Source organism: Arthrobacter flavus (assembly GCF_039526005.1).
In the GTDB taxonomy this organism is placed as follows: domain Bacteria; phylum Actinomycetota; class Actinomycetes; order Actinomycetales; family Micrococcaceae; genus Arthrobacter_D; species Arthrobacter_D flavus.
The window spans coordinates 221,321-244,359 of sequence record NZ_BAAAIJ010000059.1 but is presented as its reverse complement, the minus strand read 5'-3'; the positions used below and the strand labels follow the sequence as shown (position 1 = coordinate 244,359).

The following is a 23,039-nucleotide window of genomic DNA, read 5'->3' as shown; positions in this document are numbered from 1 at the left end:
GCATGATGGAAGAACGCAGTACAAGCGCTCACGGCGCCTTAGCCAGAGGGGACGACATGTTTGAGTGGCTTTTGGAGAACGGCTGGATACTGTGGCTGGTTCTTTTCCTTGGTCTTGCCGCAGTGGAAACCCTGACTCTTGACCTGTTTTTCGTCATGATGGCGATGGGGGCCCTCGCAGCCATGATCAGCACCTTCCTCGGCGCGGCTTTCTTCCTGCAGGTCATCATTTTCTGCGTAGTGTCCCTCCTGATGGTGCTGGTGGTCCGCCCGGTGGCGTTGAAACACCTGAAGCGTGGCTCCCCCGATCAGCTAAGCAACGTGGACCGTCTCATCGGGGAGTCGGCTCTCACCCTTGATATTGTGACCGGCGAATCCGGCACCGTGAAGATCGGCGGCGATACTTGGTCCGCCCGCACACTTGATGGGTCGTTGATTCCCGCCGGCGAACGGGTCGCCGTCACCAGAATTGACGGTGCGACCGCCCTGATCAGCGCCCCCGCCCGCCCGCAGGCCGCCGATTCCGGAGCAGTCTAGATCCGGTTGCCCAGACTTACCCATTGATCGCGCTAACAACTTAAAGGGGAATATATGCCTACCGACGCAGGGGCAATCGGACTGACAGTCGTCCTGATTGCCCTGATCATTTTCGTCCTGGTCGTCCTGGTGAAGTCGGTGCGAATTGTCCCGCAGGCACGCGCCGGTGTGGTGGAACGGCTCGGAAAGTACCAGCGAACCCTCCAACCGGGGTTGACCATCCTGATCCCATTTGTGGACCGGCTGCTGCCCTTGCTGGACCTGCGCGAACAGGTGGTGTCGTTCCCGCCCCAGCCTGTCATCACCGAAGACAACCTGGTGGTCTCAATCGACACGGTGGTCTACTTCCAGGTGACTGATCCTCGGGCCGCTACCTATGAGATCGCCAACTACATCCAGGCCGTGGAACAGCTCACCACCACCACATTGCGCAACGTGGTCGGTGGGTTGAATCTCGAAGAGGCTCTGACCTCTCGCGACCAGATCAACGGGCAACTGCGTGGAGTGCTTGATGAGGCCACCGGTCGCTGGGGCATCCGGGTATCCCGGGTGGAGCTGAAGGCTATCGACCCTCCCCTGTCCATCCAGGACTCGATGGAGAAGCAGATGCGAGCCGAGCGGGACCGCCGCGCAGCCATTTTGACGGCAGAGGGAACGAAGCAGTCGCAGATCCTCACGGCTGAGGGCCAGCGGCAGGCCGCAATCCTCGCCGCTGAAGGTGACGCCAAAGCGGCCATTCTCCGCGCCGACGGCGAGTCGCAGGCCATCCAGAAGGTGTTCGATGCCATCCATAAGGGCAACCCGACCCAGAAGCTGCTCGCCTATCAATACCTGCAGACCCTTCCCAAGCTGGCCGAAGGATCCTCCAACAAGCTGTGGATTATTCCCAGCGAGGTGGGCGAAGCGCTCAAGGGTATCGGCAACGTTCTGGGCAACGCGACCGCTGATGCGCCCGACGGCGATAGTCACTCCCGTACCCACAGCGGCTGACACGGAGAGTCGGGCACCTGGAACCGGGCACTGTAAGAACCGGGCACTGCAAGGACCGGGCACTGCAAGGACCGGGCACTGTAAGAAACCGGACGGCTGACTCAGATCAGCCGTCCGGTTTCTTTTTGTGCCCTGACCCAGAGTATAATTGGGTGTTTGCCGTACTTTCGCTGGTCAGATCGGGAACAGACGCCACGACCGCAGCGTTATGTAAGGGGCAGGTTGCGGTAGCCACTACCGCACCATCATCCGCTGTCACGGATGCCAAATTGTTGAGTAGGAGATTACATGAGTGATCGTAGCTTGCGCGGAATGCGCCTCGGAGCGCAAAGCATGGAGACTGAATCCGGTGTTGAGCCAGCTCCACGTCAGCGGGTTGAATACCGTTGCGGAGACGGTGAGCGGGTATTCGTCACTTTCGCGGCGGAAGCTGACGTCCCGCCGGTCTGGGTTTCCAAAACCGGTAAGGAAGCGTTGCTGGTAGACGGGGAGCGCCCCGACACCTCAGGTGACAAGCCCGTGCGTACTCATTGGGACATGCTGCTGGAGCGCCGCAGCATGGACGAGCTGGAGCAGATCCTCCAGGACCGGTTGACCATTCTGCGGGAACGCCGCGGAGAGCGCCAGTCCGCCTAGCAGCGCAGGACATTGGACGAGCCGGGCTGACCTATCAGGGTCAGCCCGGCTTTTTCGTGCCCGGCGAGCCCAGAAACGGCCCTGGCAGCAAGGGTTGCCGGAAGGAACCGGCAACAATGGAGCTGAGGGCCGTCTCTGTCGCGGGAGTCGAGAAACTCAGGCTTTGCTGCGCGAGGTCATTGCACGCCACCGCGCGGCGAGTCCCCATTTGGTGACGTTGGCAATGGCCTCCAGGACTATTCCGCCGCTCATCTTTGATGCCCCGAACTCCCGTTCCACGAAGGTAATCGGAACCTCAACGATTTTCAGGCCGAGCGTCGCCACCCGGAAGGTCATGTCCACCTGGAACCCGTACCCCACCGAGTCGACGGTTGTCAGCTCAACCTTTTCGAGGGTCTCGCGGCGGAACGCTCTGTAGCCCGCGGTAATATCCCGGACATTGATGCCGAGCATAAGTCTTGAATAGGTGCTGCCGGCCCGGGAGAGCAATTTCCTGCGTCGCGGCCAGTTCACCACGCTGCCGCCGGGGACCCAACGCGACCCAATGACCAGGTCGGCGTCCGCTACCTTGTCGAGCAGGGACTGTAGCTGCTCGGGCCGGTGGGAGCCGTCAGCATCCATCTCAACCAGGACGTCGTAGCCAGCGTCCAGTCCCCAGGTGAATCCCGCGATGTAAGCGGCTCCCAGGCCTGCCTTGCCCGTGCGGTGCAGGACATGAATCTGCGGGTCGGCGCTGGCCAGCGTGTCGGCGAGCCCGCCGGTACCGTCGGGGCTGTTGTCGTCCACCACCAGGACGTCTGAGTGAGGTACTGCCCGGCGCAGTCGTTCGACCGTCAGCGGAAGTGACTCGATCTCGTTGTAGGTGGGAATGATGGTGACGACTCGCACTCAGGCAACCTCTGATCACGTAGCTGATACGCCGTGGCGCACGGATCCCGGGGCCCGGAACCAAACGCCCAGTATATTGGATGCCCGCGTGGGACAGAAAAGAACCACCAGACCGCTCGAGTCGGGGTGCCGCGGATGGCCGGGTAGATCCGCACGCCTTCGGGCCAGCACGGATCCAAGGATCACAGCTGTTTTCTACTGACGCGCGAATCTACCCGTTTCCGGTGTACCGATGCCGTAACGCGCGGGTAAGCCACTGCAAAACGGTGGCTGCCATAGATCTGCGTTTCATCGGCCCGATCGGGTCAGTAGATATTCTCTGAATTCCTGACCCGTTGACTCCACAGCTTACGTGCTGTGGAGCGGCTGTCAACAGCCTCCTGACCTGCACAAACAGCTGTTTGCGCAGGTCAGGACACTGACCGCAGGGGCGATGATTTTTCGTTGAAACCCTCGGCCTGGAACAACTGTCGGCCCCGGTGGACCGTCTCAAGACACACTGGATCCGCTCCGGTATCGAGGGCAGGCAGGAGCGGTGTCCCCGCCCTGGGATCGGTGCTCCACGACTGCACTCTGCTGTCAGCCGTCTGCACCATCAGCTCCTCCACCTCCCACACGGCGTACGACGCCGGAGCGCCAGGGACCAGCTGGCCCAATAACGGGTGACCCGTGCCAACGGCCCGCCAACCGGCCCGGGTGTGGGCGATAAAGGCTGCCCGAGCGGAAATCCGTTGGGCGGGGTTGTGGTGCATCACGCTCGCCCGGACTGCCGCCCACGGGTTGGGGGACGTCACAGGGCTGTCGGAACCGAAGCAGAGGGGGACCCCTGCCGCCAGGAAGCTCGCGAATGGGTTCATCCCGGTCATCCTCGCAGCTCCAAGCCGCTGGCTGTACAACCCGTCGGCAGCACCCCAACGCGCATCGAAGACCGGCTGGGCGCTGACGGTGATCCCAAAATACACCAGGCGGTCGATAGCTTCAGCGTCGGCGAGTTCAACGTGTTCCAGTCGGTGGCGTGCTTTCCGGACCGCCTCGATACCGTGCGCATCGGCTGCCAGCGCGAGACCCTGCAGGACCACGTCCAGGCCGGCGTCCCCAATAACGTGGAAACCTGCCTGCATTCCCACGCTGGTGGCGGCACCCAGGTGCGCGGCGACCGCGTCGGCCTGGAGAAAGACCGAACCCCGATGGGTGTCATCAGCATAGGGTTGCCGGAGCGCCGCGGTCCGGGACCCAATGGAGCCGTCCACGTTCAGATCGCCGCCCAGGCCCGCCAGACGGCCATCGAACAGCGCCAGCACCTCCTGAAGCTCGGTGGCCGAGGTGACAGGCTGTCCCCAGTACGGCAGGATCTCCGGGAGCTGCTCCCCCAGCGGGTCCTGGCCGATCCGGAGCAAGGCCTGAAGATCGGCCGCTGGTGAGATATGGGGTGCACCCATCTCTGCGACCGCCACGATCCCGTTGGCCGCGGCGCGGCGGAGCGCAGCGCGCTGATAGGCGGAACGTTGGCCGTCGTCGAGGTTCCGGGAGGCCAGCCGCGCTGTGACGTGGGCGTCACGTACCACGAAGCCGTTGTCCCACCCGTCGAGGTTCGCCAGGTCCAGCGCAGCCGCGAGGGACCCGGAGACCACCGCCGAATGGACATCGGCGCGGGCCAGATAGACGTGCTTTCCTCCGCCTGCTGCGTCCAGTTGTCCGGCGGTGGGGACCACGCGCTCCGGCCACTGTGACTCATCCCAGCCGTGTCCCAGCACGGTGCTGACGCCGCTGCGCGCCGCCGCGGAGACCCGGTCCAACAGGTCAGTGATGCCGGTGCAGGAGGAAAGGTCGATGGACTCCAGGGCCAGTCCTGTTTCGGTGGTGTGGACGTGGGAGTCCACGAAGCCTGGGGTGATGAGCGCGCCAGCCAGGTCAACCACAGTCATGGTGGCATCCGCCAGCGACTCGGCGGCATGCTCGGAGCCGATCCAGGCAACCGTGTCGCCGTCGACAAGCATCGCGGTCGCGAACGGGTCAGCGGCGCTATACACGGAGCCGTTGCGGTACAGAATTGGGCGGGTCGGGGTCATGCGTGCTCCAGACAGGTGGTGGGCGTAAGCATTTAGTCGCTGATGGCCGAGTAGGCCACCACACCGCGACGGATCAGGCCAATCGCGTCGATAAACAGACGGCGTTGGCCGGGAGGCAGATCGTCAATTTTGGCGAGTTGATCCAGCAGGTCCACAACCTGTTTGGTCCATCTCACGAAGTCGCCGGCCGCCAGTTCGGTTCCGCTCAGCGCAGCCTGGAGGGCCTTGCCCCTGGCCCACTTGTGCATGGGCCAGACGAGACCCAGCTCGGGTTCCCCGGTGACCGGAAGCTTGAACTGCTCCTCCAGATCGGTCAGCGCCGACCATTGGCGGACGACGACGTCAATCGACGGGTCGAGTGCGACGCCGGGCATTTTCGGGCGCAGACCGCGTTCTTCCCGTTTCGCCTGGTAGACCAACACCGATGCCAACGCGGCAGTCTCAGCGGCGTCCAGCCCCTCGAAAGCACCATGCTCGAGGGAGAGGGCGATCAGCAGGTCCTTCTCCCCATAGACCCGGCGCAGCTTACGGCCGGCAGCGGTGATGGTGGTCCCGGACGGGGTGTCCTGCAGATACCCGTAGCGAAGGAGAACGTCCGACACCCGGTCGAAGGTTTTGGCGATGGTGTTGGTGCGGCCCCTGATCTGTCCGGACAGCCGATCAGTCTCGCGGCGCAGTTTCCACCAGCGCTCAGACCACCGGGCGTGCTGTTCCCGGTCGCTGCATCCGTGGCAGGGGTGCGAACGCAGCTTGCGTCGTAACTCGGCGATAGCGGCTTCCTGGCGCTCGGTGGCGCTGGAGTTGAAACCGTCCTGGCTGGCCCCGCGGCGGGGTGGACGCTTGTCATGGAGCGCGTTCCGGAGCGACGAACTCAGGTCCCTGCGGTCTTTGGGGCTGCGGGCGTTGAAGTTTTTGGGGATCCTGATGTGGGAGAGAACCTCAAGGGGGCCGCTGAGATCCTGCACCCCCAGCCGTCGGAGCTGCTTGTCTTCGGTGAGGACTGTGGGGCGGGGCTCCCGTGAGGTGTCGGAGCTGAGGACCACCGCATAGCCCTGGATGCGTCCTGCCGGCACGTCGACGACGTCGCCGGGCCGCAGCATTTCGAGCGAGGAGGCCGCGGCAGACCGCCGGCTCCGTGAGTTGGTTTTCGCTGCGCGATCCTCCAGATCGGAAATCTCACGGCGAAGCCTCGAATACTCGGTGAAGTCCCCGAGGTGGCAGGTCATGGACTGCTCATAGCCCCGCAGCGACTCCTCGCGGGTCCGCACCTGTTTCGCGAGTCCCACCACTGACCGGTCGGCCTGGAACTGGGCGAAGGAGGTCTCAAGGATCTCCCGGGACCGGTCCTGGCCAAATTGGGCGACGAGGTTGATGCTCATGTTGTAGGTGGGCCTGAAGCTCGAGTTCAGCGGGTAGGTCCGCCGGGAGGCGAGACCCGCCACGGCTCCCGGGTCGGTCCCCGGCTGCCACAGCACGACGGCGTGCCCCTCCACGTCAATGCCCCGGCGGCCAGCGCGTCCCGTCAGCTGGGTGTACTCCCCCGCTGTGACGTTGACGTGCGCTTCACCGTTGAATTTGTCCAACTTTTCCAGCACCACCGAACGGGCTGGCATGTTGACGCCGAGTGCCAGGGTCTCGGTCGCGAACACGGCCTTCACCAGTCCCAGCGCAAAGAGTTTCTCCACCACTTCCTTGAAGGTGGGAAGCATCCCGGCGTGGTGGGCCGAGAAGCCCCTGATCAGGCCCTCCCGCCACTCCCAGAACCCGAGGACGGCCAGGTCCTCGGGCGGCAGGTCCACCGCCGCTTCGTCCACCCGCTGGCTGATGATCTCGCGTTCCGGTTCGGTGGTCAGCCACAGGCCGGCGTCGAGGCACTGGCTGACCGCTGCCTCACACCCGTTGCGGGAGAAGATGAAGGTGATCGCTGGCAGGAGACCGTCCCGGTCCAGGGCACTGATCACCTGCGGCCGGGTGGCACGCCTGACCCGTGACGCTGCCGCTGGCGGCCGCTTCGCCGGACCCCGGCCCCGCCGCGAACCGCCGCCCGCTCCCCAGCCGGCACGCTGGTTCAGACGTGACTCCGAACTGGCGAGTTCAAGGAGTTCAGGGTTGACCTCGTAACGGTCCTCGGCCCCCGCATCCGGACCAGCGGGTGCGGCTTCGTCAAAAGCCACGTCGCCGGCGAAGAGGTCCAGGAGGTGCTGTCCAACCATGACGTGCTGCCAGAGTGGAACCGGTCGGTGCTCCGAGACCACTACATCGGTCTGGCCGCGCACCGTATCCAGCCACGCGCCAAACTCTTCGGCATTCGAAACAGTCGCGCTGAGGGACACCAGGCGCACCTCCGAGGGCAGGTGGATAATCACTTCCTCCCAGACGGCGCCCCTGAACCGGTCGGCGAGGTAGTGCACCTCGTCCATCACCACGTAGCCGAGGTCGTCGAGGGTGTTCGAGTTCGCATACAGCATGTTCCGCAACACCTCTGTGGTCATCACCACCACTGCGGCGTCGGGATTGATTGAGGTGTCGCCGGTGAGTAGCCCCACCCGGTCGGAGCCATACACCGCGCAGAGCTCAGAGTATTTCTGGTTGCTCAGCGCCTTGATCGGGGTGGTGTAGAACGCCTTCAGGCCCTTCTCGAGGGCCAGGTAGACGGCGAACTCGCCCACCACAGTTTTCCCAGCGCCCGTGGGAGCGGCCACGAGAACCCCCCGACCGGCCTCGAGACAGACGCAGGCGTCCCGCTGGAAGGGGTCGAGGTCGAACCCCAGGGTCTGCTCGAACTGAAACAGTGACGTGGTGGTGTGTGCGGTACGCGCCCGTGCTAGCTGGTACCGCTCGGCGGGGGAGGTCATACGAACCAGCCTAATCTCTCCCGGCCCGTCGGCTGGCAACCAGTGGAGGCAGGCGTCAGAGTCCGTCCAGGTCGGATGCTGTGTCGGCGCTGGCCTCGACTTTGGCGTCCAGGGCGGCTCGCCGCCGATCACGACGTTTGTCGTTGAGCAGGCAGAGCATGATGGCAATGAAGAACAACACCAGCATGGGTGCCGCCAGGTAGAGCATGCCGAGGGCGTCACCGCCCGGTGCGGCCATCGCCGCGAAGACGCAGATCAGGAAGACGGTGATCCGCCAGGCCTTGAGGATCTGTTTACCGGTGAGGATTCCGACCAGATTCAAGCCGAACAGCACCACCGGCAGGAGGAAGGCGATACCGAACGCCAGCATCAGGCGCAACACGAACGTGATGTAGGCAGTTACCAGGATGATGTTCGAGAACCCGCTGGGGGTGAAGTCGGTGAGGACCCGCACCGCGTTCGGCAAGACCAGCCAGGAGAGGTAGATGCCGGCCAGGAACAGGGGAACCGCGACGGCGATGAAGGAGAGCGCCACACGGCGCTCCTTGGTCTTCAGCCCGGGAGTGATGAAAGCCCAGAACTGGTAGAGCCAGACGGGGCTCGCCAGGATGATGCCGATGAAGACCGAGACCTGCACCAGGAGGTCGAATGGTGAGGCGACCCCGTCGAAGTTCAGGACGGCTTCCCTGCCCTCCCTGGCGTTGAGGTCCAGGATGGGTTCGGAGAGCGCTGTCAGGACCGGGTTGTAGATGAAAAACCCAACAACTGTGGCCAAAACCAGCGCTATGCCCGATTTGATCAGCCGGTTTCGAGCCTCTTTCAGGTGCTCCCTGAGGGCCATCCGACCCTCAGGGTTGGATTTGCGGCTCCTGCCGCTCACCTTTGGCACCGCCCGCAAACCCTACGGTGTGCGGGAGGTCGGATCGGCTGACCCTGGTGGATTGTGCTGTCCAGGCGCGGCCGTCCCGGTCTGATCCGGCTGATCGGTGGCGGTGCGCGCCGGCGGAACAATGCGTCCTTCGACCGGGGAATCCGGCTCGGAGGCATTGTCCGGGCTGTCGTCCTTCATCTGCTTTACCTCGGACTTGAAAATCCGCAGGGACTGGCCGACGCTGCGGGCCAGCCCGGGCAGTTTCGGGGCGCCGAAGAGCAGCAGGGCGACGACGATGATGGCAACTAGTGCCCAACCTTCAGGTCTCATGATGAAATCCTTTCATAGTTCTCAACCGGGGTAACGCTGGTGGGTGCTCCCCGGTCGGGAGTCACACGTGGGGGAGGTCTCGAAGGCTTACCGGCTGTCCGCGGCCAACCCTGCGCCGAATCCTGCGTTCCCGTCGGTAGGCGACCCGCAGTGCCTTGGCCTCGGTGCCTTCGTCCCGGACCGTTCCCGGATCCCTGAAGACGGCGATGTTGGGCTCCCTCACGGCGCCCTCTGTGCTGGTGGTCGGGCTGGTCGTCCGGTCCAGCACCTCGCTGGCGTGCCCAACCTCTTTGAGGAGTGCCTTAACCTTCCGAAACAGGAAGTAACCGAGCGCGGCCAGTACCACCAGGGTCAGCGCCAACAGGGCCACCCAAATCACAATCCACGTCCACCAAGGCATACCCCAAGTCTAAGGGAGCCAGAACTGCAGCGGCGACAACGGGAACTGCCCCACCCCGGGTCAGGAACGCTTCGCCAGGGCCGCAGCCAACCAGACCGAGCACTCGTGTCGCAGGGCCTCGGGACCGGCGACGGCGGCGTCTCCCCCCAACCTGCTGATCAGACCCGGGATCCACCCGGTGGTGGCCACCCTGATTTCTGCAGCAAGGCGGCCATCAGGGAGGTCCTGGGTTCGCTCGGCGGCATAGTGTTCAGCCACCCATCGGGCCGGCGGGTGCAGCAACAAGGTGACAAGCTCATCGCCGGGCGTTGGACGGAACAGGACGTCGTCGCCGTCGGCTTCAGGCTCCCGTGCGGTGTCCACCGGATCAGCGGTGAGCCGGACGGCCTGCATCCGGTCGAGTCGGAAGTTCCGGACCGACCGGGCGCTGGTACACCACGCCTCGAGGTACCAGCTGTCGTGCCGGGAAAAGGCCCGGATGGGTTCCACAGTGCGCTCAGTGACCTCGTCCCGGGTATCCACGAGATAGGTCAGTTCCAGACGGACCCGGGACCGGAGGGCTTCCTGGATGGTTTCCAGGGTTGACCCGACTGTTTCCTCTGTCAAGGTGGCGGCGATGGCACTGCCCACCCGGCCAGCGTCCCCGGCCGCCTGGGTGAGCTTGGCGTGGGCGGTGGCTGCCGCTGAGTCCGGGTCCTGGCCTGGTAGCCGCCGGAGGGTATCCAGGCCGACGATGAGGGTGCAGGCCTCATCAAGGTTCAGGCGGAGCGGCTCGGCCAGGTTATCGGCATTGCTGAGAAAGATCCTGTCTTCGTCGAGGCTGACTTCGATCAGCCCATCCGGGTAGTAGCGTGGGCCGCTGACAAACAGGAGCTCGAGGTCGGCGGCCAGGTGGGTGCGGGTGACACCAAAGTGGGCAGCCGTCTCATCCAGGTCCGCGCCAGGATGATCGAGGAGGTACGGCACCAGGTCGAGGAGGCGCCGCAGATGAGCATCGGCTGAGGTCTTCGGGCGAGCCGATCGGCGTGCTGACGTGGTGAACTCAACCTCAGGGAGCGGCCCGTCCTGGGTAGCGGCGGCCCGGGTGAGCAGCTCCTTCGTCATCGCCACCAGTTCTGGGGGTGCGATGACCCGGGCGCGAGGGCCGAAGGCGGCAATGTCGGCTGCGGTTCCCCCGGTGTCGCCGTACGGGAACCGGAGGAGGTCCCACCCGTCACCGGCAGCGTCGCTCTGCGCTCCGCGTCGGGTGCGCAACAGATGGCAGGTGTCGGGTTGGACAGCGACCACCGCTGCGAATGGCTCGTGGGCCCGGTCGAGGGAGGCCAGGGAGGAAAGCATCGTAAAACCGTCGGGGACGTCGAAGGACCCTTCGAGCAGGACTGGCGCGCTGGTGATGCGGGAGAGCCTGAAATACCGTTCCTCGCCCCGATCAAGGTCACGGCCGACCACATACCAGTGCCCGTAGCGGCTTCCCATGCCCCAGGGCTGAAGTTGCCGCTGTTCCTCCCTGCCGGTACTCGCGGCGCGGTAGCCGAAGGTGATGGGTCGGCGGGAGGTCGTGGCGCGCCACACCTCATCCCAGTGCGGTTCATTGGTGCGGATACGCGGTTCCACAAGAATGGCAGCGTCGTCGTCGCGGGCGGCGCCGCGACCCTGGAGCTTCCGCAGCGCCCGGGCGGCCGCCGAGTCGAGGGTGGCAACATCCCACATTCCTGCGGCGAGGGTCAGCGCGGCAGACTCTTCCGCGGTGAAGGTCACCGCCGGGAGACGGTATTCGGCGGCGTCGATCCGGTAGCGCCGAATCGAGTTGTCGTGGTCGAACGCCGGGTCGTCGCTGAACGACTGGACGGGGATGCCCTGCTCACGCAGCATGGCCTTGTCCCGGTCGAAGAGCTTCTCTCGGGCGGCGGGGGTGGGCGCACCACCGTAGAGCTCGATTTTCTGGAACAGCTCCTCTTTGGAATAGCCGCGCTGGGTGGAGAGCAGCAGCATGACCAGGGAGAGCAGGCGTTCGGTTCGTTTAGCTGACACGTTGGAAAGAGTACCCGCCCGGGACGGGCCGGGGCACACTGCGCCCCAGCCCGTCCCAGTACAGGTGGGTCCTGGTTAGCGCAGTCCCATCAGGTCCACGACGAAGATCAGGGACTCGCCGGGGGCGATCGCTCCACCGGCACCACGGTCCCCATAGGCCAGGTTGGCGGGGATTTCCAGCCGGCGGCGGCCGCCGACCTTCATCCCGAGGAGGCCCTGATCCCAGCCCTGGATGACCTGGCCAATGCCGACCTTGAAGTCGAGTGGCGCACCGCGGTTCCAGGACGAATCGAATTCCTCGCCGGTGGAAAAAGCGACACCGACGTAGTGGGCTGACACGGTGTCGCCCGCCTTGGCTTCGTCGCCGGAGCCTTCGATGAGGTCAGAGATGACCAGCTCGGTCGGTACGTCGGTGCCGGGAAACTCAATTTCCGGCTTGGTGCGGGCGGCGTCGTTGGATCCGATAGACATATTTCTCCTTGTGGTGGTGGTGGTGGTGTGAGGGTGCAGCTCGGTTTACTCGGCGGCAACCTTTTCGACGATTTCTACGTAGAACGCCAAGGTCCCCGAGGGGCGTCCTTCGGCGGCTGGGTCGCCGTAGGCCATGGGCGACGGGATGACGAGCAGGACTTTGCTGCCGACCGTCTGGCCGGCCAGGCCCTTGGTCCACCCCTCGATGACACCGGAAAGCGGGAACTCGATCGGCTCGCCACCGGGGTAGCTGGAGTCGAACTGCTCTCCGTCTTCCCAGCGCCACCCGGCATAGTTGGCAGCGATGGTGTCTTCTTCGGTGATCACTTCACCGTCGCCGGCTTCCAGGACCTTGATGACCAGGTCATCTGAGGGTTCGTTGTCGGGAATCTCGATGACAGGTGCGTCGTCGTTGTCAAACGTGAAGGTGGGAAGCTGGCCGTCGGCGTCGAGCTCTTCAACGGCTTCGGGGCTGAGCACCTCGGGCTCCGGCGGCACCGGAGGCGCAGCCTCAGCGCTGAGTACCTGCATCACGATCAGCTGCTGGGGCTCCTGGCCTTCGATCACGTTGGTGTAGGCGATCTGTGACCCGATGGTGGTCCCCACCAGCACTTCGTAGAGCTCTGGGTCGTCTTCCTGCAGTTTCTCGATCAGGTCGAGGGTCTGCGGCTCGGCGGAATAGGTGTCGCCGAGGACTGTGCCGTCTTCGGCGTTCAGGCCCACCAGGTGGAAGGAGACCCGGTCCCCGTCGGCGATTGCCTCGCCGTCGCCGGCGGTAATTGTGGCAGCAGCGGGGCCGGTTACGTCCAGTGGTGATTCGAAGGTCACCTCGGGGGCTTCCACATCGGAGCCGCCCTCAACCCGGACGGACTCAAGGATTGCGGCGTCGCCGGAGGTCTTCAGTTCAGCGTCGCCGGTATCACCGCCGCAGGCGGACAACACTAAGAGGAGGGGTAGAGCAAGGGTGAGAGCTTTTCGCACGGTGCTTCTTTCGCAGGTGATCGGTGGCGCGTGCCGTGGGGGCCGCAGAAAGCTGGCCATTGTCGTGAATGAACCTATCCAGCGTAACGGTTTACGGCCGCTGGTTTCTCCTGTCGACCAGTTTCACCGGGGATTCACAGCTGGGCGAGCAGCGCGTCGACCCGTTCGTCGACCGACTGGAACGGGTCTTTGCACAGGATGGTCTGCTGGGCGCGGTCGTTGAGCTTCAGATGCACCCAGTCGACGGTGAAATCCCGGTTGGCGTCCTTCGCGCGTCGAACGAATTCCCCCCGAAGCCGCGCGCGGGTGGTCTGTGGTGGGATGTCCACGGCATTCTTGATGTCGACGTCGGTGACCACGCGCTCGGTCTCACCCCGCTGCTGGAGCAGAAAATAGAGGCCGCGTTCACGGGAAATGTCGTGATAGGTGAGGTCCAGTTGTGCCACTCTCGCGGATTCCAGGCCGAGAGCGTGACGGTCCCGGTAGCTGTCAATCAGTTTCTTCTTGATAGCCCAGTCAATCTCACGGTCGATGGGACTGTGGTCGCCGGTGCCGATTGCCTGCAGGGTCCTCCCCCACAGCTCAAGGATCCGTTCAACGTGGGGGGTGTGGGCCCCGTTCGTGTCCACGAACTGGCGTACCCGCGCCAGATATTCCTGCTGCATGTCGAGCGCGGACATGGTGCGGCCATTAGCGAGCTTCAACGGCTGACGCCCGGTGAGATCGTGGGAGATTTCCCTGATGCTGCGGATCGGGTTTTCCAGCCGGAAGTCCTTCATGATGACGCCCGCCTCGATCATTCGCAGGATCAGGTCAACCGATCCCACTTTCAGGAGGGCCGTCGTCTCGGACATGTTGGAATCTCCGGCGATGACGTGGAGCCTGCGGTAATACTCGGCATCGGCGTGCGGCTCGTCCCGCGTGTTGATGATGGGCCGCGACCGGGTGGTGGCTGACGACACGCCTTCCCAAATATGGTCGGCGCGCTGGGAGAACGCGTAGAGAGCGCCGGTCTGGGTTTTAAGGACCTTACCGGCGCCGACCAGGAGCTGCCGGGTAACGAGGAACGGGATCAGGATGTCGGCCAGCCGGCTGAACTCAAGCTTCCGGGGAATGAGGTAGTTTTCGTGGCTGCCGTAGGAGTTGCCCGCCGAGTCGGTGTTGTTCTTGAACAGATACACCCGTCCGTCATAGCCTTCCTGCACGAGCCTGCGCTGCGCCTCGGCCACCAGATCCTCCAGAATCAGCTCGCCGGCCCGGTCGTGGGCGATGAGCTGGGCGACGTCGTCGCACTCTGCCGTGGCGTACTCGGGGTGGGAACCAACATCCAGGTACAACCGGGACCCGTTGGTGAGGAACACGTTGGAGGAGCGTCCCCAGCTCACCACCTTGCGGAACAGATACCGGGCCACCTCCTCGGGTGACAGCGGGCGGGAGTTGGGCCCTGAGTAGGCAATGCCGAACTCCGTTTCGATGCCGAAAATCCGGCGGTCCATCAGGCGCCGTCCTTCCCGAAGCCCAGCATGTCTCCCACTTCGTCGGGAAGGATCCGCCGGAACGCCCGGCGGGCCCCGCGGGTGGTCAGCGGGTCCCTATCCAGGACGGCAACCTCAAGGGTGTTGGGGTTGAGGCGGGCCCGGGGAACGCCGGTCGCCCCGCCGTCGTGCCGGAGGGCATCCACCGCGGTCCTGACCGCTTCCGCGAAACTGTGCTCGGCGTCCCACTGCCCGGTCAGGGCGTCACCGACGGCATCCGCCTGCCCGCCCATCACGATGAACCGTTGTTCGTCGGCGATCGAGCCGTCGAACGTGAGGCGGTACAGATGATCAGCATCGGTCCGGGGACCTACCTCGGCAACGGCCAATTCCACTTCGAAGGGTTTGCTGTCGGCCGTGAACACCGCGCCAAGACTTTGGGCGTAGACACTGGCCAGCCCGCGGGCAGTGACGTCTTCCCGATCGTAGGAATACCCCCGCACGTCGGCGTAACGGACCCCCGCCTGACGAAGGCTCTCGAACTCGTTGTACTTCCCGACGGCGGCGAAAGCGATGCGGTCATAGATTTCGCCCACCTTGTGCAGGGACGGTGACGGGTTTTCGGCGACCAGCGCGATCCCGTCGCGGCAGCTGAGTACCACCACCGATCGCCCGCGGGCGATCCCCTTCCGGGCAAAATCGGCCCGATCCTTCGTCAGCTGCTCAGGCGAAACGTAGAACTGTTGTGTCATGCTCATGCCTCCCGTCCAGCCACCGAGCGCGAATCGATGACCTGCGCGGCGGCCAACGCCAGCTCCCGCTCCGGAATCCGGCGGGCGCCAGCACTGTTGACCGTGTACACCACCGGCCACAGCTGGCGGACGACGTCGGGGCCACCGGTCGCCGAATCGTCATCGGCCGCGTCGTAGAGGGATTCGACGGCGACCCGGACCGCGCGGTCCTCGTCGAGATTCGGTTTCCACAGCTTCTTCAGGGCGCCCCGGGCGAAAGCGGCCCCGGAACCGACGCTATGGTGTTCCTGCTCCTCATAACGACCGCCCGTTACATCGTAGGAGAAGAGCCTACCGACCCGCTGGACGGTGTCGAAGCCAGCGAAAAGGGGGACGACCGCCAGCCCCTGCAGCGCAAGGGGAAGGTTGGCCCGAATCATCGCTGCCAGCCGGTTGGCTTTGCCGTCGAGGCTCATCAGGGTGCCCTCGATCTTCTCGTAGTGCTCCAATTCCACCTGGAAGAGCCGCATGATGTCGAGGGCTATCCCGGCGCTACCCGCAATGCCGAGGACCGAAAACATATCGGCGGGGAAGACCTTTTCGATGTGCCGGCTCGCGATGATGTTGCCCATCGTTGCCCGCCGGTCACCGGCCATCAGGACGCCGCCAGCATAGGTCATGGACACGATGGTGGTGGCGTGCGGCGCCACCGTTGCGGCGCTGGCCGGTGTCAACCCGCCGGCAGAGCGGCTGGAGGGCAGCAGATCGGGGTGGTTCGCCCCCAGATACCCGCTGAACGACGTGGAGGCTGCACGGCCAATCGACGCGGTGGCGTCTTCCGGAATCATTGAGGCTACTGGCCGCCCTTCTGGACAAAGCCGCGGACAAATTCTTCAGCGTTGGATTCGAGCACACCATCGATTTCGTCCAGCAGGTCTTCAACCCCCTGGGTCTGCGCCGTCGGGGCGCCGCCCTCAGGCGCTCCGGTGTCGGGAACCGGAGTGTCCTGCTGTTCGTCCTGCTGCTCGGGCCGTGACCCGGTGTTCCTGCGGTCCTGTGTCGCCATGGCTGGCACCTTTCATTGCTGCGGGTGTGATACGCAAAACCTAGTGATGTCTATGGTGCCATGTTGGATTGGGGCCTGCTCAGAAGCCGGGCAACAAATTCTTCGGCGTCCGCCGACGCAGCAAACAACTCTCTGGTGAGGGCGGCCGTTCCCCTAAGGGGCTCACGGGTCTGAATTCGTTGCAACCGGCGTTGGGACGGCAGCTCGAAGATGATTGAATCCCAGCTGGCGCCCACCACTTCGCGGGGAAAACTGCTGATGCAGCGGCCACGGAAGTAGGCTCGGGTGTCTTCGGGCGGATGAGACACGGCGGCGTGCACCTGCTCATCGGTGACCAGCCGGTCCATCTGGCCGCGGGCGCTGAGCCGGTGGTAGATGCTCTTTTCTGGCCGGAGGTCTGAGTACTGCAGGTCCACGAGGGCCAGACGGGGGTCATCCCAGGCCATTCCGTCGCGGCTGCGATACGCCTCAAGCACCTTGAGCTTGGCCACCCAGTCAAGGTGATGCGCGGCGTCGAAAGGGTCCCGGCGCAGTGTATCGATGAGGGTGCCCCAGCGCTGCAACACGTCAGCGCTCTGTGGATCGGTTCCACCCTGCCGGTCCGATTCCGCCAAACAGGCGTCGAGGTAGATTTCCTGCAGGTCCAGGGCGGTCACCATTCGGCCGTCCGCCAGCCTGATGCGGTGCCTCAGCGTCGGATCGTGGCTGACCGCCTGCAGTTCCCGTACCGGGTCCTGGACCTCGGGAATCGGCGCTTTGTCCCTGTCGATCAGGGATAACACCAGGGAGGTGGTCCCCATCTTCAGGTAGTTCGAGATCTCGCTCAGATTTGCGTCGCCGATAATGACATGGAGCCGCCGGTACTTCTCGGCGACCGCATGAGGCTCGTCCCGGGTGTTGATGATGGGTCTGCGAACGGTCGTTTCCAGGCCGATCTCGTTCTCGAAGAAGTCGGCGCGTTGGCTGAGTTGGAAACCGGGTGCCTGCTGGGAAGCGCCGATTCCTACCCGGCCCGAGCCACAGATGGTCTGGCGGGAGACGAAGAACGGAATCAGCACGGCCGCGACGTGGTTGAAGGGGACGCTGCGCGGCACCAGATAGTTCTCGTGCGACCCGTAGGACACGCTTTTGTTATCGGTGTTGTTTTTGTACAGGTTGACGGGAGCGAAGCCAGGGGTGGCGGCGATCCGGCGCATCGCTGCCAGCGCGACAGAGTCGCCGGCCCGGTCCCACAGGACGGCGTCCAGCGGGTTGGTCACCTCGGGCGAGGAGTATTCGGGATGCGCGTGGTCGACGTACAGCCGTGCCCCGTTGTTGAGGACCAGGTTCATCAGGACCCCCGAATCCAGCGGGCCGACGTCGTCAAGTGCGGCATCGACCAGGGCAACCTGCTCGGCGGTGAGGATCGGTGGGCTGTCGGTCAGCTGGGACGGATCGGCTGCGTGCCTGGCCTGTTGCCACCCGCGGGCGTCAGCCAGGGGCGCTTCATCCGTGTAGTCCCAGCGGGTTCCCGCGAGGTTGCCGAGGCCCTCCCTCAGGGTCGCTGCGTAGGCGTTCACCACCTGTGACGACAGGACTGTGGCGTTGGCGTCAGGAATCGACGGCGCGATGATTCCGTACTCGGTTTCGGTGCCCATCACGCGGTGGGCGGAGAACCGTTCGGGGTCGAGGACTGACGGATCGGCGTGGGGTCCGGCTGGTGTCACAGATACTGTCCGGTATTGGGCGTGGTTTCGATGGTCTTTCCTGGCTCCTGCCCGGCCTTGCCCTGCACGATGGTGCGGATGTAGGTGATCCGCTCCCCCTTCTTGCCGGAGATCCGGGCCCAGTCATCGGGGTTGGTGGTGTTGGGGAGATCCTCATGTTCACGGAACTCGTCGACGACGGCCCGGAGGAAATGCTCGATGCGCAGGCCTTTCTGGCCGTCGAGGAGCAGATCCTTGATGGCATACTTCTTGGCCCGGTCCACCACATTCTGGATGACAGCACCGGAATTGAAGTCCTTGAAGTAGAGCATCTCGGTATCACCGTTCGCATAGGTGACTTCGAGGTACTCGTTGGACTTCTCAGTGGAGTACATTTTTTCGACCGTGCGCCGGATGATCGCCTGCACGGTTGCTGCACGGCTACCGTTGTACTCGTTGAGGTCGTCGTCGTGCAGTGGCAGGTTCTCGGTGATGTACTTGCCGAAAATCTCGGCCGCACCCTCGGCGTCGGGGCGGTGGATCTTGATCTTCACGTCCAGCCGGCCGGGCCTGAGGATGGCTGGGTCGATCATGTCCTCCCGGTTGGAGGCACCAATTACGATGACGTTCTCGAGCTTCTCGACGCCGTCGATCTCGCTGAGAAGCTGGGGAACGATAGTCGTTTCGACGTCCGAAGAGACGCCGGTACCCCGCGTCCGGAACAGGGAATCCATCTCATCGAAGAACACCACCACCGGACTGCCGTCCGATGCCTTCTCGCGGGCCCGGGCGAAGATCAGCCGGATGTGGCGTTCGGTCTCCCCCACATACTTATCCAGCAGCTCGGGGCCCTTGATGTTGAGGAAGTAGCTCCGCGTCTCGGTGGACCCGGTGCGTTCAATGGCTCGTGCCGCGAGCGAATTCGCGACGGCCTTCGCGATCAGGGTCTTGCCGCAACCGGGCGGGCCGTAGAGCAGAATGCCCTTGGGCGCCTTCAGACCATGTTCCCGGTAGAGGTCAGGGTGGAGGAACGGCAGCTCCACGGCGTCACGAATCTGCTCGATCTGCGGACCAAGCCCGCCAATGTCCTCGTACGCGATGTCCGGGACCTCTTCGAGCACCAGGTTCTCAACCTCGCTCCGCGGGACCTTCTCCAGTGCGTAGCCGGACCGGTTGTCAACCGAGAGCGCATCACCGACGCGGATCCGCTCGGACTGCAGCGGGCCGTTGAGCCTGACCACCCGCTCCTCGTCCGCCCGCCCGATGACCAGGGCACGGTCGGAGCCCAGGAGTTCCTTCACGGTCACCAGCTCGCCGGAGCGTTCAAACGCCAGTCCCGCGACGATGGTCAGGGATTCGTTGAGCAGCACTTCCTGGCCGGGCATCAGTTGAGCCAGACTGACCAGCGGGCTGATCGCGACCCGCAGCTTCCTGCCGGACTGCAGGATGTCAGCACTGTCCTGAGACGCGGTGGACGCCACAGTACCCGGGTCGACGGGCCGCTGCGCGTTCAGCTGGATGATGGTGCCGAAACTGAACGGGGTGGCACCTTCGTTCTCGAGGGCCCCCTTGAGTCTGACAATTTCGGCACGCGCCGCCTCGAGGGCGGCAACCAGCTTGGTGTTGTTCTGGGCCGCTGAGGAGAGCTGCCGGTCAATGTTACGCAGCCGGTCCCGCAGGACGTTCAGTTGCCGCTGGGCCGCAGCAAGCTGGCTCGCCCCGGCCTCGGGGTGCTCGGCAGCGGACCGTTCCGGAGGGTCTACGTTCTCGAAGTCAGCCATGCGGATCGCCCACCTTCAGTGCTCGACTAATGCTCTCATTCGACCATAGCGCAGTGAGCCGGGTTATTCCTGATAGCCGCCGCTCCGGGTAGCACTTGGTCCTAGCTTTCTGTCGGCCCGTCCACCTCACGGGCGGCGTCAGCGATCTGGTCGCGGCGGGCCTGTGCCTCGTCGGCGGGCAGCGCGCCGCGTTGGATCGTGGAGCTGGCATCGCGGGCCACCCGGCGTAGCCGCTTGTCCGACACTTCACGCTCACCCACTGCCTGGGGTGTCCACGCATTCAGATCCTCTGCGCTGAAGTCAGTTTTCGAGGGGCGCCGCTTGGTCGTCAGACCGGTGACCCCGTGCGCCAGCCGACGGGTGATCAGGAGGAAGCCGGTGTGCGCAACCATGCGGTGGTCGGGTCGGACGGCGAGCCCTTCGAGGTGCCAGCCGCGGACCATCGATTCCCAGGCATCCGGTTCGGTGAAACGCCCATCAGCCCGGATTGCTTCGGCGGTGCGGGACAGCTGCGTCACCGTTGCAACATAGTTGATCCACACCCCGCCCGGCGCGAGGACGGTGGCTACCGCGTCGAGGCATTCCCAGGGGGCGAGCATGTCGAGCACCACCCGGTCGACGCTGCCGGGTTCCTCCTGCTCGACCACCTGCTCCTGGAAATCGCCCAGGGTGATTTTCCACGCCGGATGAGGCCCCCCGAAGATGGTCTCGACGTTCCCCTGTGCAATGTCAGCGAATTCAGCCCGCCGCTCAAAGGAATGCAGGTAGCCGGAGTCGCCGACGGCGCGAAGCAGAGAGATCGAGAGGGCGCCGGAGCCCACCCCGGCTTCCACCACTCGCGCACCCGGATAGATATCGGCCATGGTGATGATCTGGCCGGCGTCCTTGGGATAGACCACTGCCGCGCCGCGGGGCATGGAGAGAACGAAGTCGGACAGGAGCGGGCGCAAGGCCTGATACAGCTGGCCGCTGGTATTGGTGAGCACAGTTCCTTCGAGGGAACCGATCAGCCCGTCGTGGAGCAGGAAACCCTTGTGAGTGTGAAAGGCGCCGCCGGGGGTCAGCGTGATGGTGTTCATGCGGCCCTTCTCATCCGTGAGTTGCACACGTTCACCTGCCCGGAAAGGGCCTCGGCGGACGGCTGCACCATGGGGAGGGTGTTCCGCGGGGGTGCTTCCGGGGGTGTTCATCAACGATTGTCCTTAGCTATTGGGGTCGTGCACGCACACATCGGTGGCGGCAGGTCAGGAATTCTGGCCGGGGTAGGGTTTGCCGGTAATCGCGGACACCACCGTCGACTGGTGGAGCAGGCCGGTGACGCGTCCCATCCGGTCGATGACCGCGTATTCGCTGCCGGGCAACTTGGCGAGGAACTGCACCAGTTCCTGGCCGACAGCTGCTTCCGGCACATAGGCGCCGGGAGAGAGTGCCCGGGCAACCGCATTGATCAGGGTGGTCTCGGCCGCGTCGTCCGGGACGCTGAGCAGGGCGCCGGTATCGACTACTGCTTCGGGTTGCCCGCCCGCACCGGTCAGGACGATCGCTGCCCCCGGGTTGTCCCGGACGAGTTTCCTGACCGTCAGCACGGTGGTTCCGGCCGGGATGCTGAAGGCTGGCTGCTTCAATCGGCCAGCACTGATCGCCGGGAGGCGGAGCCGCATCTGGGCGTTGTTGATAGCCGCCGTTGCGCCCATCCAGAGGAACGCGCCCATCACCGCTGCGATGATGACCACCGTCAGGTCGGGCGTCCCTCCGGCGAGCAAAGGAAGTCCGAGGACGGCAACCACCAGCAGGATCACAATGACGCGGCCGGCCCAGCCCGCCGCCACGGTGCCCTTGTCCTGGTTGCCGGTGGCCTTCCAGACAGCAGATTCAACAATTCGTCCGCCATCGAGGGGCAGGCCCGGCAGCACATTGAACACGGCCACCAACAGGTTTGCCCACACGAAGATGTCAGCGAGCAGGCGGCCTACCGACTGGGGTTCAAAGAGCGGGACCGCCCACCAGCCGGCGAGGGCGAGGAGAAAGTTAGCTGCCGGGCCGGCCAGCGCCACGATCAGTGAGCGGCCCGGGCTGGCGTTGAAGTTTTCGAACTGGGTGTGGCCGCCCCAGAGGTTGAGCACAATCCGCGCGGTCGGCCAGCCGAACACCCGGGCTGACAACGCATGGGCGAGTTCGTGGACCAGCACTGACGCGGCGAGCAGCAGCGCGTACCCGAGGGCCATGCCGTAGGCTCCGGCCCCGATCCCGGGAAAGGCACGGGCCACCTGCGGGCCGAAGACCACCACCACGAACAGGGCGATGACGAACCAGGACCAGGCGAGCACGATGGGGATTCCCCAGAGCCGTCCCAGGGAGATACCCTCCCGCCGCTGCAGCCCAGGAGCCTCGGGTGAGGTCACCGCGAAGCCTTCTCGGCCGGGACCGCCCGCTCGGTGAGCGACGACCGGTGGGCGAGGACCAGTTGGTTGAGATCAGCCACCGATTTCTGTCTCAGGGTAGGCCACTGATACCAGCCCCGATCGGTCGGGAGCGGCATCATGTGGGGGACCGTCAGCGTCACCAGACCGGCGGATCCGGCCGAGGTCGCGCCGGGAAGTGAATCCTCTATCGCGACGACCCGGTGCTTGGTTAACGTGCCCGTCGATCCGCCGAGGGAGTCAAACGCCAACTGGTAAGCCTCCGGGTCGGGCTTTCCCCGCCGGACCATGTCACCGGTGACCAGAAACTCGAACGTCCCTGCCGGGAGCTGACGTGCCACCTCAGCGGCGAGGGGCCCCTCGGACATGGTGACCATGGCGCAGGGGATCTGCTGCTCCTTCAGCTCAGCCAGCAACTCGACGGCGCCTGGCCGCCAGGGCGCGGCTTCGGCGACCCGGGTCTGGACCTCGGTGGTCAGGTGATCAATGATGTCGCGGATAGTCATGTCGACGCCGGCCTGTTGGAGGACTCCCGCCGAGAAGGACAGGGCCTGCCCCACCAGGGCTTCGGCGTCGGCGGTGGACCAGGTGCCGCCGTGTTTCCCGACCAGATCCTTTTCGGCCTGGATCCAGTACGGCTCGGTATCGACAATGGTCCCGTCCATGTCCCAGAGGACTGCCTGGAGGCCCTCGACGTCGTCGCGGGTTGCGTGCCTGGAAATTGACACAGCTGAGCTGGGATCGGAATTAGCCATGCCCCCAGTCTACGGGGAGGCCGGTGCCCGGTAGCCGCTTTGGCTCTGCGCGAAGGTGTAGTCAATAG

Annotated in this window: 21 protein-coding genes; 3 read left to right on the top strand and 18 right to left on the bottom strand. The window is 64.6% G+C overall.

Annotated features, from left to right (window positions below):
* Nucleotides 1–56: 56 nt before the first annotated feature.
* The 3 genes from ABD059_RS16145 to ABD059_RS16135 all read left to right on the top strand — a co-directional run bounded on the left by ABD059_RS16145 (nucleotide 57) and on the right by ABD059_RS16135 (nucleotide 2,162).
* The gene (locus ABD059_RS16145; protein ID WP_343881893.1) at nucleotides 57–536 is read left to right on the top strand and encodes an NfeD family protein; all 480 of its coding nucleotides are present in this window, start codon (nucleotides 57–59) and stop codon (nucleotides 534–536) included.
* Nucleotides 537–590: 54 nt separating this feature from the next.
* Nucleotides 591–1,526 (top strand): SPFH domain-containing protein, encoded by a 936-nt coding sequence (locus ABD059_RS16140; protein WP_343881891.1) that lies wholly within the window; start codon nucleotides 591–593, stop codon nucleotides 1,524–1,526.
* Between the two features lie 288 nt (nucleotides 1,527–1,814).
* Complete coding sequence (locus tag ABD059_RS16135) at nucleotides 1,815–2,162, top strand: RNA polymerase-binding protein RbpA (protein WP_024477045.1); 348 nt, start codon at nucleotides 1,815–1,817, stop codon at nucleotides 2,160–2,162.
* A 156-nt stretch (nucleotides 2,163–2,318) separates the two neighbouring features.
* Here the strand turns inward: ABD059_RS16135 and ABD059_RS16130 are convergent, their stop codons facing one another.
* From ABD059_RS16130 to ABD059_RS16045, 18 genes are all read right to left on the bottom strand, one after another.
* Nucleotides 2,319–3,050 (bottom strand): polyprenol monophosphomannose synthase, encoded by a 732-nt coding sequence (locus ABD059_RS16130; protein WP_343881888.1) that lies wholly within the window; start codon nucleotides 3,048–3,050, stop codon nucleotides 2,319–2,321.
* A gap of 410 nt (nucleotides 3,051–3,460) precedes the next feature.
* A complete protein-coding gene (locus ABD059_RS16125) occupies nucleotides 3,461–5,119 on the bottom strand; it encodes an amidohydrolase (protein ID WP_343881886.1) in 1,659 nt (552 codons plus the stop codon).
* A gap of 32 nt (nucleotides 5,120–5,151) precedes the next feature.
* On the bottom strand, nucleotides 5,152–7,974 hold the full coding sequence (locus ABD059_RS16120; RefSeq protein ID WP_343881884.1) for a DEAD/DEAH box helicase: 2,823 nt from the start codon (nucleotides 7,972–7,974) through the stop codon (nucleotides 5,152–5,154).
* Nucleotides 7,975–8,029: 55 nt separating this feature from the next.
* Nucleotides 8,030–8,815 carry a twin-arginine translocase subunit TatC gene (gene tatC, locus ABD059_RS16115; RefSeq protein ID WP_343882171.1) on the bottom strand — a complete coding sequence of 262 codons (786 nt, stop codon included), beginning with the start codon at nucleotides 8,813–8,815 and terminating at the stop codon, nucleotides 8,030–8,032.
* Nucleotides 8,816–8,875: 60 nt separating this feature from the next.
* The gene (gene tatA / locus ABD059_RS16110; RefSeq protein ID WP_343881882.1) at nucleotides 8,876–9,175 is read right to left on the bottom strand and encodes a Sec-independent protein translocase subunit TatA; all 300 of its coding nucleotides are present in this window, start codon (nucleotides 9,173–9,175) and stop codon (nucleotides 8,876–8,878) included.
* A gap of 61 nt (nucleotides 9,176–9,236) precedes the next feature.
* A complete protein-coding gene (locus ABD059_RS16105) occupies nucleotides 9,237–9,575 on the bottom strand; it encodes a hypothetical protein (protein WP_343881880.1) in 339 nt (112 codons plus the stop codon).
* A gap of 60 nt (nucleotides 9,576–9,635) precedes the next feature.
* Nucleotides 9,636–11,606 carry a helix-turn-helix transcriptional regulator gene (locus ABD059_RS16100; protein ID WP_343881879.1) on the bottom strand — a complete coding sequence of 657 codons (1,971 nt, stop codon included), beginning with the start codon at nucleotides 11,604–11,606 and terminating at the stop codon, nucleotides 9,636–9,638.
* 75 nt (nucleotides 11,607–11,681) lie between these two features.
* Nucleotides 11,682–12,077 carry an FKBP-type peptidyl-prolyl cis-trans isomerase gene (locus ABD059_RS16095; RefSeq protein WP_343881878.1) on the bottom strand — a complete coding sequence of 132 codons (396 nt, stop codon included), beginning with the start codon at nucleotides 12,075–12,077 and terminating at the stop codon, nucleotides 11,682–11,684.
* Nucleotides 12,078–12,122: 45 nt separating this feature from the next.
* On the bottom strand, nucleotides 12,123–13,058 hold the full coding sequence (locus ABD059_RS16090; RefSeq protein ID WP_343881875.1) for an FKBP-type peptidyl-prolyl cis-trans isomerase: 936 nt from the start codon (nucleotides 13,056–13,058) through the stop codon (nucleotides 12,123–12,125).
* A 134-nt stretch (nucleotides 13,059–13,192) separates the two neighbouring features.
* Nucleotides 13,193–14,554, bottom strand: coding sequence for a Pup--protein ligase (gene pafA / locus ABD059_RS16085; protein ID WP_343881873.1), 1,362 nt, complete (start codon nucleotides 14,552–14,554; stop codon nucleotides 13,193–13,195).
* Nucleotides 14,554–15,285, bottom strand: coding sequence for a proteasome subunit alpha (gene prcA / locus ABD059_RS16080; protein WP_343881871.1), 732 nt, complete (start codon nucleotides 15,283–15,285; stop codon nucleotides 14,554–14,556). Before prcA ends, pafA begins: the two co-directional genes overlap by 1 nt.
* 2 nt (nucleotides 15,286–15,287) lie before the next feature.
* Nucleotides 15,288–16,112 (bottom strand): proteasome subunit beta, encoded by an 825-nt coding sequence (gene prcB, locus ABD059_RS16075; protein WP_343881869.1) that lies wholly within the window; start codon nucleotides 16,110–16,112, stop codon nucleotides 15,288–15,290.
* Nucleotides 16,113–16,117: 5 nt separating this feature from the next.
* Nucleotides 16,118–16,330 (bottom strand): ubiquitin-like protein Pup, encoded by a 213-nt coding sequence (locus ABD059_RS16070; protein WP_343881867.1) that lies wholly within the window; start codon nucleotides 16,328–16,330, stop codon nucleotides 16,118–16,120.
* A gap of 50 nt (nucleotides 16,331–16,380) precedes the next feature.
* Nucleotides 16,381–17,967 (bottom strand): depupylase/deamidase Dop, encoded by a 1,587-nt coding sequence (dop, locus tag ABD059_RS16065; protein WP_343882169.1) that lies wholly within the window; start codon nucleotides 17,965–17,967, stop codon nucleotides 16,381–16,383.
* A 65-nt stretch (nucleotides 17,968–18,032) separates the two neighbouring features.
* Nucleotides 18,033–19,796, bottom strand: coding sequence for a proteasome ATPase (arc, locus tag ABD059_RS16060; RefSeq protein ID WP_343881865.1), 1,764 nt, complete (start codon nucleotides 19,794–19,796; stop codon nucleotides 18,033–18,035).
* 101 nt (nucleotides 19,797–19,897) lie between these two features.
* Nucleotides 19,898–20,986, bottom strand: coding sequence for a tRNA (adenine-N1)-methyltransferase (locus ABD059_RS16055; RefSeq protein WP_343881863.1), 1,089 nt, complete (start codon nucleotides 20,984–20,986; stop codon nucleotides 19,898–19,900).
* 54 nt (nucleotides 20,987–21,040) lie between these two features.
* Nucleotides 21,041–22,198 (bottom strand): site-2 protease family protein, encoded by a 1,158-nt coding sequence (locus ABD059_RS16050; protein WP_343881861.1) that lies wholly within the window; start codon nucleotides 22,196–22,198, stop codon nucleotides 21,041–21,043.
* Nucleotides 22,195–22,971: an HAD family hydrolase gene (locus ABD059_RS16045; RefSeq protein WP_343881860.1), complete on the bottom strand. Its 777-nt coding sequence runs from the start codon at nucleotides 22,969–22,971 to the stop codon at nucleotides 22,195–22,197. Before ABD059_RS16045 ends, ABD059_RS16050 begins: the two co-directional genes overlap by 4 nt.
* Nucleotides 22,972–23,039 lie beyond the last annotated feature (68 nt).